At 70.8% G+C, this 16912-nt stretch carries 20 protein-coding genes; 8 read left to right on the plus strand and 12 right to left on the minus strand.

Annotated features, from left to right (window positions below; genetic code table 11):
- The 4 genes from JAV51_RS20440 to JAV51_RS04335 all read left to right on the plus strand — a co-directional run bounded on the left by JAV51_RS20440 (position 1) and on the right by JAV51_RS04335 (position 2387).
- Positions 1–210, plus strand: a complete 210-nt coding sequence (locus JAV51_RS20440) for a hypothetical protein (protein ID WP_307845730.1) — start codon at positions 1–3, stop codon at positions 208–210.
- Between the two features lie 109 nt (positions 211–319).
- Entirely contained in the window at positions 320–1150 is an 831-nt protein-coding gene (locus JAV51_RS04325) for a lysophospholipid acyltransferase family protein (RefSeq protein WP_374058971.1), read from the plus strand.
- The gene (locus JAV51_RS04330) at positions 1147–2157 is read left to right on the plus strand and encodes a DMT family transporter (RefSeq protein WP_197319295.1); all 1011 of its coding nucleotides are present in this window, start codon (positions 1147–1149) and stop codon (positions 2155–2157) included. Before JAV51_RS04325 ends, JAV51_RS04330 begins: the two co-directional genes overlap by 4 nt.
- A 92-nt stretch (positions 2158–2249) precedes the next feature.
- Positions 2250–2387 carry a hypothetical protein gene (locus JAV51_RS04335; protein ID WP_197319296.1) on the plus strand — a complete coding sequence of 46 codons (138 nt, stop codon included), beginning with the start codon at positions 2250–2252 and terminating at the stop codon, positions 2385–2387.
- A 52-nt stretch (positions 2388–2439) separates the two neighbouring features.
- On the opposite strand, the gene JAV51_RS04340 is transcribed toward JAV51_RS04335, so the two are convergent.
- The 5 genes from JAV51_RS04340 to thyX all read right to left on the minus strand — a co-directional run bounded on the left by JAV51_RS04340 (position 2440) and on the right by thyX (position 8091).
- A complete protein-coding gene (locus JAV51_RS04340) occupies positions 2440–4137 on the minus strand; it encodes a ribonuclease J (RefSeq protein ID WP_197319297.1) in 1698 nt (565 codons plus the stop codon).
- Complete coding sequence (gene dapA / locus JAV51_RS04345) at positions 4134–5159, minus strand: 4-hydroxy-tetrahydrodipicolinate synthase (RefSeq protein WP_197319298.1); 1026 nt, start codon at positions 5157–5159, stop codon at positions 4134–4136. Before dapA ends, JAV51_RS04340 begins: the two co-directional genes overlap by 4 nt.
- A 131-nt stretch (positions 5160–5290) precedes the next feature.
- Positions 5291–6799: a serine/threonine-protein kinase gene (locus JAV51_RS04350; protein WP_197319299.1), complete on the minus strand. Its 1509-nt coding sequence runs from the start codon at positions 6797–6799 to the stop codon at positions 5291–5293.
- Between the two features lie 103 nt (positions 6800–6902).
- Positions 6903–7292 (minus strand): ACT domain-containing protein, encoded by a 390-nt coding sequence (locus JAV51_RS04355; RefSeq protein WP_197319300.1) that lies wholly within the window; start codon positions 7290–7292, stop codon positions 6903–6905.
- Positions 7293–7338: 46 nt separating this feature from the next.
- Positions 7339–8091, minus strand: a complete 753-nt coding sequence (gene thyX, locus JAV51_RS04360; protein WP_197319301.1) for an FAD-dependent thymidylate synthase — start codon at positions 8089–8091, stop codon at positions 7339–7341.
- A gap of 166 nt (positions 8092–8257) precedes the next feature.
- On the opposite strand from thyX, the gene JAV51_RS04365 reads away from it, so the two are divergent.
- Positions 8258–8797, plus strand: coding sequence for a toxin-antitoxin system HicB family antitoxin (locus tag JAV51_RS04365; protein ID WP_197319302.1), 540 nt, complete (start codon positions 8258–8260; stop codon positions 8795–8797).
- 4 nt (positions 8798–8801) lie between these two features.
- The gene (locus tag JAV51_RS04370; RefSeq protein WP_197319303.1) at positions 8802–9635 is read left to right on the plus strand and encodes a DUF4097 family beta strand repeat-containing protein; all 834 of its coding nucleotides are present in this window, start codon (positions 8802–8804) and stop codon (positions 9633–9635) included.
- 1 nt (position 9636) lies between these two features.
- Here JAV51_RS04370 and JAV51_RS04375 read toward each other — a convergent pair whose 3' ends face one another.
- Entirely contained in the window at positions 9637–10860 is a 1224-nt protein-coding gene (locus JAV51_RS04375; protein WP_197319304.1) for a winged helix-turn-helix domain-containing protein, read from the minus strand.
- A gap of 57 nt (positions 10861–10917) precedes the next feature.
- Here JAV51_RS04375 and JAV51_RS04380 point away from each other — a divergent pair, with 57 nt between their 5' ends.
- On the plus strand, positions 10918–11496 hold the full coding sequence (locus tag JAV51_RS04380) for a GNAT family N-acetyltransferase (protein ID WP_197319305.1): 579 nt from the start codon (positions 10918–10920) through the stop codon (positions 11494–11496).
- Positions 11497–11561: 65 nt separating this feature from the next.
- Here the strand turns inward: JAV51_RS04380 and JAV51_RS04385 are convergent, their stop codons facing one another.
- The 6 genes from JAV51_RS04385 to xerD form a co-directional block, all read right to left on the minus strand.
- The gene (locus tag JAV51_RS04385) at positions 11562–12299 is read right to left on the minus strand and encodes a pseudouridine synthase (RefSeq protein WP_197319306.1); all 738 of its coding nucleotides are present in this window, start codon (positions 12297–12299) and stop codon (positions 11562–11564) included.
- Complete coding sequence (scpB, locus tag JAV51_RS04390; RefSeq protein WP_197319307.1) at positions 12286–12987, minus strand: SMC-Scp complex subunit ScpB; 702 nt, start codon at positions 12985–12987, stop codon at positions 12286–12288. Before scpB ends, JAV51_RS04385 begins: the two co-directional genes overlap by 14 nt.
- Positions 12984–13847 (minus strand): ScpA family protein, encoded by an 864-nt coding sequence (locus JAV51_RS04395; RefSeq protein ID WP_197319308.1) that lies wholly within the window; start codon positions 13845–13847, stop codon positions 12984–12986. The genes scpB and JAV51_RS04395 overlap by 4 nt, the downstream gene beginning before the upstream one ends.
- Positions 13844–14215, minus strand: coding sequence for a cobyrinic acid a,c-diamide synthase (locus JAV51_RS04400; protein ID WP_197319309.1), 372 nt, complete (start codon positions 14213–14215; stop codon positions 13844–13846). Before JAV51_RS04400 ends, JAV51_RS04395 begins: the two co-directional genes overlap by 4 nt.
- Positions 14212–15216 carry a ParA family protein gene (locus JAV51_RS04405; RefSeq protein ID WP_197319310.1) on the minus strand — a complete coding sequence of 335 codons (1005 nt, stop codon included), beginning with the start codon at positions 15214–15216 and terminating at the stop codon, positions 14212–14214. The genes JAV51_RS04400 and JAV51_RS04405 overlap by 4 nt, the downstream gene beginning before the upstream one ends.
- Before the next feature lie 102 nt (positions 15217–15318).
- Positions 15319–16257: a site-specific tyrosine recombinase XerD gene (gene xerD / locus JAV51_RS04410; RefSeq protein ID WP_197319311.1), complete on the minus strand. Its 939-nt coding sequence runs from the start codon at positions 16255–16257 to the stop codon at positions 15319–15321.
- A gap of 145 nt (positions 16258–16402) precedes the next feature.
- On the opposite strand from xerD, the gene JAV51_RS04415 reads away from it, so the two are divergent.
- The gene (locus JAV51_RS04415) at positions 16403–16897 is read left to right on the plus strand and encodes a DUF1707 domain-containing protein (RefSeq protein WP_197319312.1); all 495 of its coding nucleotides are present in this window, start codon (positions 16403–16405) and stop codon (positions 16895–16897) included.
- The last annotated feature ends 15 nt before the right edge of the window (positions 16898–16912 follow it).

Genomic DNA, 16912 nt, shown 5'->3' on the forward strand with positions numbered 1-16912 from the left:
GTGCCTCGCACGGTCTTGGCGACCGGACCTCCCGACGAGCGCTTCGCGGGTGTCCGGCGCGCGGCGGAGGATCGGCCGGACGTCGCCTTCGACCTCGCCGGCCCCGAGCCGGACTTCGTCGAGGACTTCGCCTTCGTCGAGCGCTGCGGTCCTCGTCCCGCGTTGCCTCGCCCCCGTGTCGTCGAGCCGCTCGCCATGCCCCTACGGTAGCCGCTGCACCCCATGCGTCCCGGGCGCCACACTGGCCACAGGTGATATTGATCGACCTCACCCACGCCCCGTGTCCCGCGCGCGAGCACGCGTGACATGCTTTGCGCCCATGGTGGCGCTTCGACACGACCGTGGGTCCTCCGGCCGGGGTGGAAAGACGCGAGTTCCGCTGGTGTGGCGGACGATGCTCGCGCTCGACCACGGAGTCGTCAACCTCGCGGGACGGCTCCGGGTCAGTGGGAGCGTTCCGGCGTCGTTGCGGGGCAAACCTCTGCTCATGGCCGCCAACCACATCGGCGTGTTCGACGCGTTCGTCCTGATGGCCGCGTGCCGACGACTGGGCCTGGCACCGCGATTCATGCTCGCGGGCGGACTGTTGGACGCTCCCGTGCTGGGACCCGCGTTGCGAGCGAGCGGACACCTGCGGGTCGACCGCGGCTCGGCGTCGGCGGTCGCTCAGTTCGCCCAGGCCGCCGAGGCCCTGCGCACCACCACCGCGCCGATCATCGTGTACCCGGAGGGTCGCATCAGCCACGACCCGGGGCTGTGGCCGGAACGCGGCAAGACCGGCGCGGCCCGGCTCGCGCTCTCGGCGGGCGTGCCCGTCATCCCCATCAGCCAGTGGGGAGCGCACGAGGCCGTGTACTGGGGCACCGAGACCGTCACCGGGTTCTCCGACATCCTGCCCCTCGCCCGGTCGGGCCTGACCTCTCCGTTGCGCCGTCCCACCTTCCGGGTCCACTTCGGAGAACCCGTCGACCTCTCGCCCTTCACGGCGGGGCGCCCGGGTGACGCGGTCAAGGCGCACGCGGCGATCATGCGGGCGATCACCGACGGACTCGTTCCCCTGCGTGCCGCCGAGCCCGACGTGCCGCGGTTCGTCGACCCGACCCGCCCCACCGACGGGCACAGCCCGTGGCGGCCCGGAGCGGAGTCGTGAGCACGTCCGGTTCATCCGACAGAACCACCGAGCCGGCGAGCGAGACTCCGCCCCGGCGCCGCACTCGCGGAATTCTGCTGCTTGTCCTCTCGTCGATCTGCTTCGGCACCTCCGGCGCGCTGGGCAAGCCCGCCATGGTGGTGGGCCTGTCCCCGGAACAGGTGGCCGCCGCACGCATCGGTATCGCCGCCGTCGTCCTGCTCGTCGGAGTCGGTCTCACCCGCCCCGGGCTGCTGCGGGTGCGGCGAGGACAGTGGCGGGTCCTGCTGGGCTACGGGCTGCTCGGCGTCGCCGGCGTGCAGTTGTTCTACTTCCTCTCGGCCTCCCGCGTGCCCGTGGGCATCGCGATCCTGCTGGAGTTCGCCTCGCCGGTGCTCGTCGCGCTGTGGGTGCGGTTCGTACGTCGGGTCCGCCTCCCGTGGCCGATGTGGGCGGGGATCGCAACGGCGATCGTGGGCCTCGCCCTCGTTGCGCGGGTCCACGAAGGACTCACCCTCGACGTCCTCGGCCTCGCGGCGGGCATCGGGGCGTCGGTGTGCTCCGCGGCGTACTTCCTGATCGGTGAGCACGGCGTGGCCAGCCAGCATCCGTTGGGCATGGTGACGTGGGGGATGACCATCGGCGCGGTCGCCGTGTGCGTCGTGGCACCCCCGTGGACGCTGCCGGGGTCGCTGCTGACGGCCCCGGCCGAGCTGGGGCCGTGGCAGCCCCCGGTGTGGCTGTTGTTGGTGGCCGTCTCGCTGTTCTCGACCGTGCTCGCCTACCTGGCGGGCATCACGGCACTGCGGCACCTTCCGGTGTCGACGGCGAGTGTGCTGGCACTCCTGGAACCTCTCGTGGCCACCACCTCGGCCTGGCTGCTGCTGGACGAGTCGCTCGTGTGGGTCCAGCTCCTCGGCGCCGCGGTGCTCCTCGGCGGCGCGACGGTGGTGCAACTGACCGCACCCACCGCTCAGGGCGGTCCCGCGACCGGGGCGGCCGAGCCACTCCCTCACGCTGAGCGCTGAATCGCTGCGGCAATCCGTCGGACGGGAACCGATCGCGCCGCCGACGCTTCCAAGTGGGTGACCCGACAAGAGCGACACAGCAGGGGGAACGCATGAGCCGCCCGACTCGAACCGAGCAGCGCCGCGCGCGGAGGGCCCTGATCGTGCAGGCCGTCCTCGTCCTGACGGCGCTGGTGGTGGTGAGCCTCACCGGCCGGGGTCGGCACACACCGCCCCGAGACGACCGCTGACGCCGAGGGGAGGCACCCGCCCCTCACAGCGGGTGCCTCCCCTCGGCAACACTCACACGGGAATGACGGTCGGAACGATCATCGGCCGACGCCGGTAGGTCTCGGCGACCCAACGGCCGACCACCCGTCGCACCGCCTGCGCGATCTGGTGCGTGTCGGTGATGCCCTCGGACTCCGTGCGCGAGAGCTCCATCTCCACGAGCTGCGTCACCTCGTCGAGCGCCTTCGGGTCGTCGGAGAACCCCCGACCGGACAACGTCGGTGCGCTCACGGCGCGCCCGGTCGTCGAGTCGACGGCGACGGTGATGGCGATGAACCCGCCCTCGCCCAGCACGAGCCGGTCGGACAGCGTGGACTCGCCCACGTCGCCCACCGACAACCCGTCGACGTAGACCATGCCGACCTCGACCCGGCCCGTCACGGACGCCTTGCCGTCGACGAGGTCGACCACGACGCCGTCCTCCGCCAGCACGACGTTCTCCTCGGCGACCCCGGTGCGCACGGCCAACGCCGCGTTCGCCCGCAGGTGCCGCCACTCACCGTGGACGGGCATGACGTTGCTCGGCCGGATCGCGTTGTAGAGGAAGAGCAGCTCCCCCGCCGAGGCATGCCCGGACACGTGCACCTTCGCGTTGCCCTGGTGCACCACGTCGGCCCCGAGTCGCACGAGCCCGTTGATCACGCCGAACACGGCGGTCTCGTTGCCCGGAATCAGCGAACTGGCCAACACCACCGTGTCGCCGGCCTTGATGGAGATCTGCTTGTGCTCGCCGCGCGCCATGCGCGACAGCGCCGAGAGCGGCTCGCCCTGCGACCCGGTGGAGACGAACAGCACCTTCGTCTCGGGCAGGTTCACCGCCTCGTCGAGGTCGATGAGCAGCCCCGGCGGGATGTTCAACAACCCGAGCTCGGAGGCGATGGTCATGTTCCGCACCATCGACCGGCCGACGAACGCCACGCGCCTGCCGTGCCGGTGCGCGGCGTCGAGCACCTGTTGCACGCGGTGCACGTGGCTGGCGAAGCAGGCGACGATGACGCGCTGCCGCACCCGCGCGATCACGTCGTCGAGCACCGGGCCGATGTCCCGCTCCGGCGTGACGAACCCGGGGACCTCGGCGTTGGTGGAGTCGATGCACAGCAGATCGACGCCCTCGTCGCCGAGCCGGGAGAAGCCTGCCAGGTCGGTGAGCCTGCCGTCGAGCGGAAGCTGGTCGAGCTTGATGTCGCCGGTGTGCAGCACGATCCCCGCGGGCGTGCGCAGGGCGACCGCGAGCGCGTCCGGGATGGAGTGGTTGACGGCGAAGAACTCCAGCTCGAACGCCCCGACCGTGCGCCGCTCACCCTCGGTGACCTCGATCAGCGTGGGACGCTGCCGGTGTTCCCGGCACTTCGCCGACAGCAGCGCGAGCGTGAACCGCGACCCGTACACGGGGAGATCCGGACGCATCCGCAGCAGGAAGGGCACGGCCCCGATGTGGTCCTCGTGCCCGTGGGTGAGCACGAGGGCCTCGATGTCGTCGAGCCGTTCCTCGATGGCCCGGAAGTCGGGGAGGATCAAATCGACACCGGGTTGGGCGTCCTCGGGGAAGAGCACGCCGCAGTCGACGACGAGCAGCTTGCCGTCGTACTCGAAGACCGTCATGTTGCGACCGACCTCGCCGATGCCGCCGAGCGCGACGACGCGCAGCCCACCCTCGGGCAGCGGCGGCGGCAGGTGGTCGGGTCCCGGCCCGCTGAGCTGAGAAGTCACCGGTGGATGGTCCCAACGCTCGTGTGTGTGGTGGGTGTGACGTAGGCGGCGGCCGAGTCGACGGCGGCGACACGCGAGCCCGCCCAGTCGCTCTCCGGCGAGGTCTCCAACGGCACACCGGCCTGCGTGAGGTCCTCGGCGATGGCACGGACGAGGTCGTCCGTGGCCGGGACGATCGGCAGACGCGGGTCACCCACGTCCATCCCACGCAGCCGCAACGCCGTCTTGGCGAACACGACGCCGCCGACGCGCGAGAACGCCCGGTACACCGGGATCATGCCGCGGTGGTTGGTGCGCGCGGTGGACGTGTCCCCGTCCTCGTAGGCGTCGATCATGGCGCGGATACGGCCCGCCACGACGTGACCGATGACGCTGACCACGCCGGTCGCGCCCACCGACAGCCACGGCAGGTTCAGTCCGTCGTCACCGGAGTAGTACGCGAGGTGCGTGTTCGCGATGACCTCGCTGCCCGCCAGCAGGTCGCCCTTGGCGTCCTTGACGGCGATGATGCGCGGGTGCTCGGCGAGCCTGCGCAGCGTGTCGACCTCGATCGGCACGATCGACCGTGGCGGGATGTCGTACAGCATCACCGGCAGCTCGGTGGCGTCGGCGACGCTGGTGAAGTGCGAGTAGAGGCCCGCCTGGGTGGGCCGGGAGTAGTACGGCGTCACGACGAGCAGGCCGTGCGCACCGGCCTTCGCCGCTTCCTTGGCCATCTCGACGCTGTGCGCCGTGTCGTTGGTGCCCGCACCGGCGACCACGGTCGCCCTGTCACCGACGGCTTCGACCACTGCGCGCACCAGGTCGGTCTTCTCGCTGTCCGTGGTGGTGGGGCTCTCCCCCGTGGTGCCGTTGACGACGAGACCGTCGTTGCCCAACTCCACCAGGTGAACGGCGAGTTCCTGGGCCCGCTTCAGATCCACCGCGCCGGTGGCGGTGAACGGCGTGACCATGGCGGTGAGCACCCGGCCGAACGGGCGTCCCGGCGCGGCCGTGGGTGGGGTGGGTGGTGCGATCGACATGAAACTGACGGTACCTCTTCGATCCGACGACGACCGCCCCGACCGACGCGAACGACAGCGTTCCCGTCACCCCGTCGGGCGGGACGACAGAATTGCCGGTGGCGCGACTCCGGAGCGGGAAACTTTTCCGGTTACGCCACGTCCTGCAGCACGGAACCGACCCGCTGCCCGCCGTCCTTGTTGCCGAGGAAGCAGTGCACGTGCCGGATGGGTTTGTCGTAGTCGCCCGCCGGCGCTTTCTCCCATTCCTGCTTGGTCGGGATGAGCGCGCGGTAGGCCAGCCCGGGACGCTGGGCGTCCGAGACCCTGTTCGAGTGGAACGTGAGACCGCACACCGTCTCGGCGTAGCGGGCGAGTTCCTCCTCCCCCGGGTAGCGGGCCTCCGGGACGCCCTGCTCGTCGGAGCCGCCGATCGGCCGCAGACTGTCGAACCACTCGACGTCGTGGGACTCCTCGCAGTCCACCCAGTTGCTCTGACCGATCGCACGCCCCTTGTCCAGGGTGGTGTTGACGCAGTCGTAGGTGGAGTCGATCACCAGCTCGACGATGTCACCACCCGCGCCGTAGGTCAGCGTGGGCAGCATCTGCTCGTCCACGCTCGGCGACCACACGGGTTTGCCGAGGAAGAAGCCCGCCACGAGAAGGGCGACCCCGGCGAGCGCACCGACCGACACCAGGACCTTCGTGCGCCCCGGTGACCTCGCGGGCCGCCCGACCGGACCTCCGGCGAAGCCTGCGACCTGCGTGGGCGCCGAGTGGTGCAGGGTCGGCTGTCCGCCCGGCGGGGTCGGCATCGCGGGTTGCTGCTGCGCGGCGAGTGTCAGGAGGTGCTCGGCCTGTTCGGCGGAGATGCGTCCCTCGGGCGACGTCGCCATCAGGCCCATGATCGCCGAGGCGAGCGGGCCCTGAACCTTCGTGAGGTACGGGACCTCGTTCATGATCGCGTGCAACGTCGCCGCCGTGGACGCGCGCTCGAACGGCACGGTGCCCTCCGCCGCGAAGAACAACGCCGCGCCCAGCGACCACAGATCCGACGCCGGCATCGCCTCGCTCCCGGCGACCCGTTCGGGCGCCATGAAGGCCGGAGAGCCGACGAGCATGCCACTCGTGGTGATGCGGGGGTCGTCGATGGCCTGCGCGATGCCGAAGTCCGTCAACTTCGCGCGACCGTTGGGGGCCACCATGATGTTGGCAGGTTTGACGTCGCGGTGGACGATCCCGGACTGGTGGGCGGCACGCAGGGCCGAGAGCACCTGCAGCCCGATCGCGGCGATCTGCTGCGACGGCAGCGGCCCGTTTCGCCGCACGAGACCGGACAGCGTCGGAGCCTCGACCAGCTCCATGACGATGTAGGTGATCCCGTTCTCCGTGACGACGTCGAAAACGGTCACGACGGCGGGGTCGTTGAGGCGACCTCCGGTGCGCACCTCCCGCAGCACGCGTTCCTGGAAGACGTCTTCCTCGGCCCCGTCGGGGAGGCGCAGTTCCTTGATCGCGACCTGCCTGCCGATCACGGTGTCCTCGGCCCGCCACACGACGCCCATGCCGCCGCGCCCGAGTTCACCCCCGAGGCGGTATCGGTTGGCGATCATCCGCGTCGCGGGCACCGCGGGGGCGGTGGAGGTCTGCTCGTCGGTCACCCTGCATCTCCTCGTCTCGTGCGCCAGAGATGGTAGCGACCACTCACCCGACCGGGCGAAGAACAGTCAATGTCGTGGACGCTGCGTGATGCCCGCCGTCGTCTCACACGACGACCGCGTGCCCCGCCGAACGCAACGCCGTCACGGCGCGTTGCAGGTCGTCGTCCTTCACGAGGAGGTGGTCGGTGTCGTAGGTGGACATCGCGAACAGCGACACCCCGGCCGCCGCCAGCTCGCTCGCCAAGGCGGCCATGATGCCGGTCAGGCTGAACTCCAGCGGCCCCCGCACAGTCAGCAGCCGCCAGCCCGGCTCCACCACGGCGCCGTCCACCACCGCTGTCGCGGGGCACACGACCGACACCTCGCTCTCGGTGCGAGTGACGGACACGAAGTCGTCCACCGCGTCGAACAGGCGGGTCGGCACCGCGGCGGCCGGGTCGAGCCGGGCGACGGCGTACTCGCCCGGCCGGACGTCGATCGTCAGTTTCCTCACGGCACCACCATGCCCGGTGAGGCTCCGCCGTGCCTCCTCGCCCGCGTCAGCCCTCGGCGACCTTGGGGCTCGACGCCACCTCGGTCCCGTCGGGCAACGTCGAGATCGTGAAGTCGGCGAACGCGTTCTCGGCCACCTTCTGCAACTGCCGCAGGCACTCGACGGCCAGGGCCCGGATCTCCACGTCGGCCTGCTCGGTCGCCCGCATGGCGATGAAGTGGCGCCACGCGCGGTAGTTGCCGGTGACGACGATGCGAGTCTCGGTGGCGTTCGGCAGCACCGACCGGGCCGCCTGTCGGGCCTGCTTGCGACGCAGGGTCGCGCTCGGAGCGTCGGCGAACTTCTTCTCCAGCCCTTCGAGCAGCTCGTTGTAGGCGTCGATGCTCGCTTGGCTGGCGGCGAGGAACTTCTCGTGCAGCTCGGGGTCGTTCGCGATCACGTCCGGCTCGACGAACGCCGCGTCGCGCTCCGGCACGTACCGCTGGGAGAGCTGCGAGTAGGAGAAGTGCCGGTGACGGATGAGCTCGTGCGTGAGCGAGCGCGAGATGCCGGTGATGTAGAACGACACGCTCGCGTGTTCGAGCACCGAGAGGTGTCCGACGTCGATGATGTGGCTGAGATATCCCTCGTTGGTCGCGGTGCGCGGGTTCGGCTTCGACCACGACTGGTAGCACGCCCGTCCCGCGAACTCGGCCAGCGCCTGACCTCCGTCCGCATCGGTCGACCACGGCACATCCTCGGGCGGGAAGAACTCCGTCTTCGCGATCAACCGCACCTTGGGCGCCACCGTTTCGGCCACGTCCGACTCCCTCCACTCGGTTTCCACCCGGCAGCGTACTTCCGGAGGGAACCGGTGTCGGACACCGCGCCCTCACGGTGGGACGTCCACCACCACGCCCCCGGACATCACGACGACATCATGCTGGCCTCTTGCATGACATCATCGATGGTGTCACGGTGGTGTCATGGACCTGAATCCGTACCTCGCCACCTTGCGGGAGAGCTTGGCCACCACGGCCGGGGCGGGCGACGAGCACCTCCAGCGCGCCGCTGCCGTGCTCTCGGCCGCGCTCGAACCGGCCGCCCGACTGACTTTCATGAACGCGATGTCCGACCTCGCGGCGGAGATCACCGCCCAACTGCCGGACCACGTCGTGGAGGTGCGGCTCGACGGCCGCGACGTCCGCGTCGTGGTCAGCGGCAGCGAGCCCGAGCCGCCCGAGAGCCCGGAGCCGCCTCCCCCACCGCCTCCGCCTCCACCGGGCGACTCGGGCGACATCAGCCGGATGACGTTGCGTCTGTTCGAGCACCTGAAGTCGCAGGCCGAGCAGGCCGCCGCCGCCCAGGGCGTCTCGCTCAACACGTTCGTCCAGCAGGCCGTCCAGGGCGCGCTGGCCGGGAAGCCCGCCGGGGGCCCGCCGTTCGGTCATCCCCGCCACGGACGCGGTCGCGGCGGCCCCGGCCCACGCGGCGGTTCCCACCTGCACGGCTGGGTCAGGGGGTGACGACATGAGTGAGCAGAACCACGAGGTCGTGCGCACCCAGACGTTCGACGCGGACGGACCGGTCGAGTTGGACGTCGAGATCACCTCCGGGACGGTGGACGTCCGCCTCGACGACACGTCCGGTGTCCTGGTCGAGGTCCGCCGCACCCAGGCGGGCGGACCGCCGTGGGCGGAAAGCGCCGCCGGAATGCTGAACTGGGTGGGCGAGATGTTCGGTGGTCAGCTCGGGGGCTTCTCCGCTCCCACCGACTCCGTGGGGGACGTCCGCATCGAGCAGGTCGGTGAACGCGTCGTCGTCCGCGGCCCGAAGGCGACCCCACCCATGGCATCAGCCCTGGCCGTCACGGTGCGGGCTCCGAGGGACTCACACGTGCGGGCACGGACGAAGACCGCCGCGGTGACGGTGCGAGGCACCTGTCGGCGGCTCGACGTCAACACGGGATCGAGTTCCGTCACGCTCGACCACGTCGCCGACACCGCCAGCGTGCGCACGAGCAGCGGCGAGGTCGACATCGCGACGCTGGGCGGCTCTGCCACGGTGAACGCCGGTAGCGCCGGGGTTCGGCTGGGCACGGTGAGCGACGCGGTCCTCGTCCGCACCACCAGCGGTGAGATCACGATCGACGAAGCCACCGCGGGTTCCGTCGAGGCGATCTCGGGCACGGGCGACATCCGCGTGGGTGTCGCACGCGACATCACGGCGGAGATCGACCTGTCCAGCGGCGGGGGCACCGTCCACAGTGATCTGGAGGTGTCGGACGTGCCGCCCGACGAACCGACCGGCTTGACGATCCGTGCGCGCAGCGGCTCGGGACGGGTCCTGGTGACGCGCGCCTGAATCAGGCGTCGACCGCCCGGGCCAGGTCGGCGGCGAGGTCTCCACGCTCGCCGACGGCGACGCCGTCCAACCCCAGCCAATCGGCCATGACGCCGAGTTCGGCGGCGAGTTCGGCAGCCACCCTGCCGCGCTCGACGCCGGGCTCGGCAAAGGCCCCGGGCACACGAAGCACCCCGGCGGCCCGGTCTGCCTTGAGATCGACCCGCGCCACCAACGCCCCGTCGAGGAGGAACGGGAACACGTAGTAGCCGTGAACCCGCTTGGCCTCCGGCACGTAAATCTCGATGCGGTACCGGAAGTCGAACAGCCGCTCGGTGCGACTCCGCTCCCACACCAGCGGGTCGAACGGGCAGACCAGCGCCCGACCGTGCACGCGGCGGGGCGTGCTCGCGGCCGTGTGCCGGTACGCGGGGGCCCGCCAGGTCTGCACGCGCACCGGCTCCAGTGCGCCGTCCTCCACCAGGTCCGCGACGGCCTGCCGCGTGACCGCGGGTGAGAGCCGGTAGTAGTCGCGCAGGTCCGGCTCGGTGGCGATGCCGTACGCCCGGGCGGCCCGCTCCACGAGGTCCCTCGCGGCGGTGTGCGCGTCCACCTCGCGGCGCAACACCTCCGGCGGCAGGACACGTTCGCTGAGGTCGTACAACCGCTCGAACCCGCGCCGCGCCCCGGTGGTCAGCTCCCCGATGCCGAACAACCACTCGCAGACCTTCTTGACGTCGGAGCGTTCCCACCACGAGCCGGGTGTGCGTGCGGTCGGACCGGCCAGCTCACGTTCCACGGCACCGGCTCCGACAGGCCCCAGTTCCTTCACGACGGCGAGCACGTCGGCCACGAGCGCGGGCTCCGACTCGGCGATCCGGCCGTAGTGCCGCCACCACCCGCGAGGCTTGGCACCGGAGTGCAACAGCGGCCAGTCCTCGATCGGCACGAGGCTCGCCTCGTGTGCCCAGGTCTCCACGAGCAGTCGCGGGCGGCGGGCACTGTGACTCCACGCCGCCTCGTCGACCAGCTCCCGGTCGTAGGCCCCCAGCCGCGCGAACAGGGGCGCGTAGTGCGCGCGGACCACCACGTTGACCGAGTCGAGCTGCAGCAGACGCACCCGGGACAGCACGCGCCGAAGATGCCTGCGGTCGGGGGCGACGGCGGGCCTGGGGTCGGCGAATCCCTGCGCGGCGAGAGCGGTGCGACGCGCGACATCGAGACTGACGGTTCTCACTCGGCGCATGATGCCAGTGAACCCCGACACGTTCGGCTCGGTGACCGCCTCGCTACGGTGACGGGTATGACGATCGCCGACGTGCGTGCCGCCACCGCCGACGATGTCGGCGAGATCAGCCGTATCCAGCTCACGACCTGGCGCACCGCCTACGGACAGACGCTCGGTTCCGCCGTCGACGTCCTCGACCCCGCGCAGGTGTCGGCGAGCTGGGAAGAAGCCGTGGCCCATCCGGACACCGACGTCTACGTCGCCGTCGAGGGCTCGGCCACGGTGGGCTTCTGCGTGGCGGGCATCGCGCCGGAATCGGAGGTCGCCGCGGCGGACGGCACCCTACCCGACGACGCCGCGCGCACCGGATTCATCGCGTCCCTGCTCGTGGAACCGCGGTGGGGTCGTCGGGGCCACGGAGGCCGCCTGCTCGGCACGGCCGCGGCCGGGCTGCGACGGCGCGGCGCCGAGCGGGGTATCGCGTGGGTCGTGCAGTCCGACTCGGCTTCCCTGGCCTTCTACCGCGCCGTCGGCTGGAATCCCGACGGCACCGTGCGCACGCTCGACACCGGCGACCGCACGATCAAGGAGCTGCGACTCACCGGCTCTCTCGACCTGCGCCTGGAACATCCAGAGAAGTCCGAACTGGACTGATCACGCGAGTCGCCCGGAGCGGCGTCCGGCGTGCGGGCACCGCTTCCGACGCGACCTCGACGTGCTCAGCCTTCGACGGCGCGGTAGAGCGAACCGATCTCCTGCTGCGTGAGAGCGCGGAGCTTGCCGGGCTTGGTGTTGCCCAGCCGCACCTCGCCGACGGCGGTCCGCACGAGCTTGCGCACCGGATGGCCCACCTCGGCCAACAATCGGCGAACGATGTGCTTGCGTCCTTCGTGCAGGACCACTTCGACCAGCGTCCGCCCCGGGAAGGTGTCCTTGATCCGGAAGCCGTCGACCTTCACGGGACCGTCCTCCAGCCGCACGCCCGCCCGCAGGCGCTTGCCCAGCCCCCGAGCCACGGTGCCGTCGACCTCGGCGAGGTACGTCTTGGGCACGTGGAACGACGGGTGCATGAGCTTGTGCGCCAGGTCACCGTCGCTGGTCAGCAGCAGCAATCCCTCCGTGTCCGCGTCGAGCCTGCCCACGTGGAACAGTCGCTCCCGGCGGTCGGCCACGTAGTCGCCCACGCACGGGCGGCCCTGCTCGTCGCTCATCGTCGTGTGCACGCCCCGCGGCTTGTTCAACGCCAGGTACACGAGGTCGTCACGCACCTGGACACGGACGCCGTCGACGTGGATGACGGCGGTGTCCGGGTCCACCCTGCGCCCCAGTTCCCGGACCACGTCACCGTCCACGCTGACGCGGCCCGCCACGATGAGGTCCTCGGCGGCGCGCCGGGAGGCGATCCCGGCCTTGGCCAGCACCTTCTGAAGGCGCACGCCCTGGTCAGCTGTCGTCAATCGAATCCACCTCGGGTAGCAACGGAGCGATCGGGGGCAGGTCGGCCAGCGACGACAGCCCCAGTCGTTCCAGGAACAGTTCGGTCGTCACGTACAGCGTGCCACCGGTCTCCGGGTCGGTGCCGCTCTCCTCGATGAGGCCCCTGGCGAGCAGGGTTCGCACGACGCCGTCGACGTTGACGCCGCGGACCGCGGCGATCCGGGACCGAGTGACCGGCTGCCGATAGGCTATGACGGCCAGGGTTTCGAGCGCCGCCCTGGTCAGCTTCGAGCGTTGTCCGTCCAGCAGCAGCTTCTCCACGAAGGGCGCGTAGGTGTCGCGCGTGTAGAGCCGCCACCCGTCGGCGACCCGTCGCAGGTCGATGCCGCTCGCCCGGTCGGTGAGGTCCTCGGCCATCGTGCGCAGCATCTCGGTGACCCGGTCCACCGGCTCGTCGAGCGCACCTGCCAGCGACTCCTCGTTCACCGGGGAGTCCACGACCAGCAGCAGCGCCTCCAACGCCGACTGCAATGCCGCGTCGCTGGAGAGGTCGGGCAGCTCCCGCGTGGTGCTCACGCCGGGCTTCGGAGCGCCGTCGGTGGGCTCGGAGCCCGCGTCACCGGCACTGTCACCGCCGCCGTCGACGACGTCGGTGCCGTCGTCCTCCGACTCGGCGGAATGCACGTCACGATCGTCGACTTCGCTCACCCGTACTCCTCGTCCTCGTGACTCGCGGCACGATCGCGTTCGGCCTCGTCGGCGGCCTCCTCGGCCGACCCGCCGGTCCACCGCACGCGCAGCTCGGCGAGTGCCTCGTCCTGGTCGAACTGCACCACCGCCTCGCGGTAGAGCTCCAGCAACGCCAGGAACCGCGCCACGACCTCGATGGTGTGTTCGCAGTCGGCGACGAGCTCAGCGAAGGTGGCGGCCCCCTCGGTGGCCAACCGGACCCGCAGCACGGCGGCGTGTTCGCGCACCGACACACGCGCCATGTGCAGGTGGTCCAGTGACACGGTAGGCGGCGGCTTCGGCCGGAACACACCGACCGCCACCTCGGCGAACTTCTCCGGTGTCACCCCGAGCATGACCTCGGGCAACAAACCGACGTAGCGTTCCTCCAGCGCCACCGACCGGGGATAGCGGCGCAGCGCCCCCGCTTCCAGTTCCGCGAACAACGCGGCCACCTGCTTGTAGGCGCGGTACTGCAACACCCGGGCGAACAGGAGGTCCCGCGCCTCCAGCAACGCCAGGTCCTCCTCGTTCTCGACGTCCGCCGACGGCAGCAGCCGCGCCGCCTTGAGGTCGAGCAGCGTGGCGGCCACGACGAGGAACTCCGTGATCTCGTCGAGGTTCCACTCCTGGCCGAGGGTGCGGGTGTAGGCGATGAAGTCGTCGGTGACCTGCGCGAGCGCCACCTCGGTGACGTCGAGCTGATGCTGGGAGATCAGTTGCAGCAGCAGGTCGAACGGACCCTCGAAGTTGTCGAGCCGGACCCGGAAGCCGCGGCGGGCGGAGTCGGTGTCGGTCTGCTCGTCGGAGGGCGCGGTCTGGGAGGCCTCCTCGGTCATCGGTTCGTGGCGCCCTCGCCGGGTTCGGCACCGTCGTCGCCACGGAGGCGGCGCACCAGCACCGAGTCGTCTCCGTGCTCCTCGAAGTCGGCGAGCACGACGGCCACGGCTTCCCGCACCACGCGACCACGGTCCACGACGAGCCCGTGGGAGCCGCGCAACGCCAGGCGCGCGTGCTCCAGCGCGAGCAGTTCGTCGCCCGACACGTACACCGTGATCTTGGCGTCGTGCTTCTGCCTGCCCGACCCTCGGCGTGGGGCCGACGGTCTTGTCGGCATGGCGACGTGCGTGCGCTCGCCCGCGCCGTCCGAGGAGGCAGTGCGACGCAGAAGCTCGGATGCGCCCGGCACCGACGCTCGCCCGCTCACCGAGCGATCACCTCGCGAGCGAGCGCCCGGTACGCCATCGCCCCTGCCGACCGCGGCGCCCACGTGGTGATCGGTTCACCGGCCACGGTCGTCTCCGGGAACCGCACGGTGCGGTTGATCACCGTGTCGAACACGGTGTCCCCGAATGCTTCCACCACGCGTGCGATGACCTCCTTGCAGTGCAGAGTCCGAGGGTCGAACATCGTGGCGAGGATGCCCGTGATGTCGAGCTTGGGATTCAGCCGCTCGCGCACCTTCTCGATCGTGTCGATCAACAATGCCACACCGCGCAGGCTGAAGAACTCGCACTCCAACGGGATGATGATGCCGTCGGCCGCGGTCAACGCGTTCACCGTCAGCAGTCCCAGCGACGGCTGGCAGTCGACCAGGATGTAGTCGTACCGGTCGAGCACCGGACGCAGCACGCGCAGCAGCGTGTGCTCCCGACCGACCTCCGCCACCAACTGCACCTCGGCGGCGGACAGGTCGATGTTGCTGGGCAACAGGTCGACGTGCTCGACCCGCGTCTGCAGGATCACGTCGTCGACGTCGACCGCCCGTTCCATGATCACGTTGTAGACGGTCTGGTCGAGCTCGTGCGGCTGGATGCCGAGCCCCACGGACAACGCGCCCTGGGGATCGAAGTCCACCAGCAGCACCTTGCGTCCGTACTCCGCCAACGCCGCGCCGAGGTTGATGGTCGACGTCGTCTTCCCGACCCCGCCCTTCTGGTTGCACATCGCGACGATGTGCGCGGGGCCGTGCTTGTCGAGCGGTGGTGGATCGGGGATGTGGCGCAGCGGCCGTCCGGTGGGCCCGAGCTTGGGGCCATCGTCGGGCTCGGCGCTCTTCCCCTGGCGGGTGGAGGTCCTGGCGTCCCTGCTGCCCTTCGCGATACGCACACTGGTCCGGTCGCGTTCCTCGGCGGCGGCCGAGTCGGACCGCGGCGCCTGGCTCGGGCGGTCCGACAGGTTCCGCGCCGGCTGTGGAAAAGTCGACATGGGGCGAAAGCTCCTTGTTCGCATGGACCGGCGTCAGCGTATGACGCTGCGAGAGCGCCACCAAAGCGGCTCGCCGGTCGGTGTCGCAGTACTTTCGCCCGCTCAGCCCAACGCCCGCGGGTGTGTGGTCGCGTAGACCTCACGGAGCGTGTTGACCGTCACGAGCGTGTAGACCTGGGTGGTGGTGACCGAGGCGTGGCCGAGCAGTTCCTGCACCACCCGCACGTCCGCGCCGCCTTCCAGGAGGTGGGTGGCGAACGAGTGGCGCAGCGTGTGCGGCGAGACGGCCGTCGTCAGACCCGCGCGCTCGGCCGCCGACTTCAACACCTGCCACGCTCCCTGCCGCGAGAGCCGACCTCCCCGCGCGTTCAGAAAGAGCGCGCCCGTCCCTCGCCCCTTCACCGCCAGAGCGGGACGGGCCCGCACCAGGTAGGCGTCGAGGGCCTCCAACGCCGGGCGCCCGACCGGGACGAGCCGCTGGCGCCCGCCCTTCCCCGACAACACCACCGTGCGCTCGTTCCGATCGACGTCGTCGACGTCGAGACCGATGGCCTCGGAGATGCGCGCTCCGGTCGAGTACAGCAGTTCGAGCAACGCCCGGTCGCGCAACGCGCGGGCGTCCTCCCCGCTCGCCGTCCCCAGCAAGCGCAGCACGTCGTCGAGCGGCAGCGCCTTGGGCAGCCGCCGGGTCAGCGCGGGCGGACGCACGTCCCGCGCCGGGTCGTCCCCGGTCCAGCCCTCGGCATGGGCGAACCGGTGCAGTCCCCTCACAGCGGACAGCGCCCTGGCCGCGGACGACGGTGCCAGTGGAGGACGTTCACCGTCCCCGTGCCGGAGAGCGGAGTTGAACGCGACGACGTGCTCGTGCGTCACCTGGCGCAGCTCGGTCACTCCCGCGTCGGCGAGGTGGGTCACGTAGCGCCGGAGGTCGCGGGCGTACGACTCCACGGTGTTGCGGGAGGTGCCGCGCTCGACCCTCAGGTGGTCGAGGAAGGCCGCGACCCCCTGCTGCGGGGAACGCTGCTGGCCGGCCGGTGTCACACGCCGCACTCTAGGGGACCGACACCTCACGCTTGGTGATCAACACGCGGCAGCCCGAACGGGCCCCTACCACTCCGGTCACGTTCTGCGCACCAGACCTCGACGGTCTGCTCCCTTCGGCGCGTCCGCTCGGTAGGCTGCCGTCATGAACCGGGGATCGGAGGCAGACGCGCTGCGCGTCGGCACCGCGGAACGCGACCTGACGAGTCGGCTGCTCGCCGACCACTTCGCCGAAGGACGGCTGACAACTGCGGAGTACGAGAGCCGGGTCGACCGTGCCCTGGCCGCGCGCGTCCGAGGCGACATCCGCGAGCTGTTCACCGACCTGCCCGCGCCGCATCCGCCCTTCCTGTCGGACACACCCGTTCCGGCGAACGGGCTGCCCGTGCCGACCGCCGCGCCTGGCACCGACGTGCAACCGAGCGAGCAGTCCGACCGTTCCGCCGCCGTGGCGGGCATTCTGCAGATCGTGCTGCCCTTCGGAGCGGGCCGCTTCTACACCCGCGACACCCGACTGGCGGTGTTCCAACTCGCCGTCACCGTGTTGACGGTCGGGATGGGCGCGCTGTGGCCGATCATCGACGGCATCATCCTGCTCGTCGAGGGCGGCACGGACGGACAGGGTCGCAAGCTGCACTGAAGGCCCGCCCGTCCG

The sequence above is a fragment of the Saccharomonospora sp. NB11 genome (genome assembly GCF_015910535.1).
Lineage (GTDB): Bacteria > Actinomycetota > Actinomycetes > Mycobacteriales > Pseudonocardiaceae > Saccharomonospora.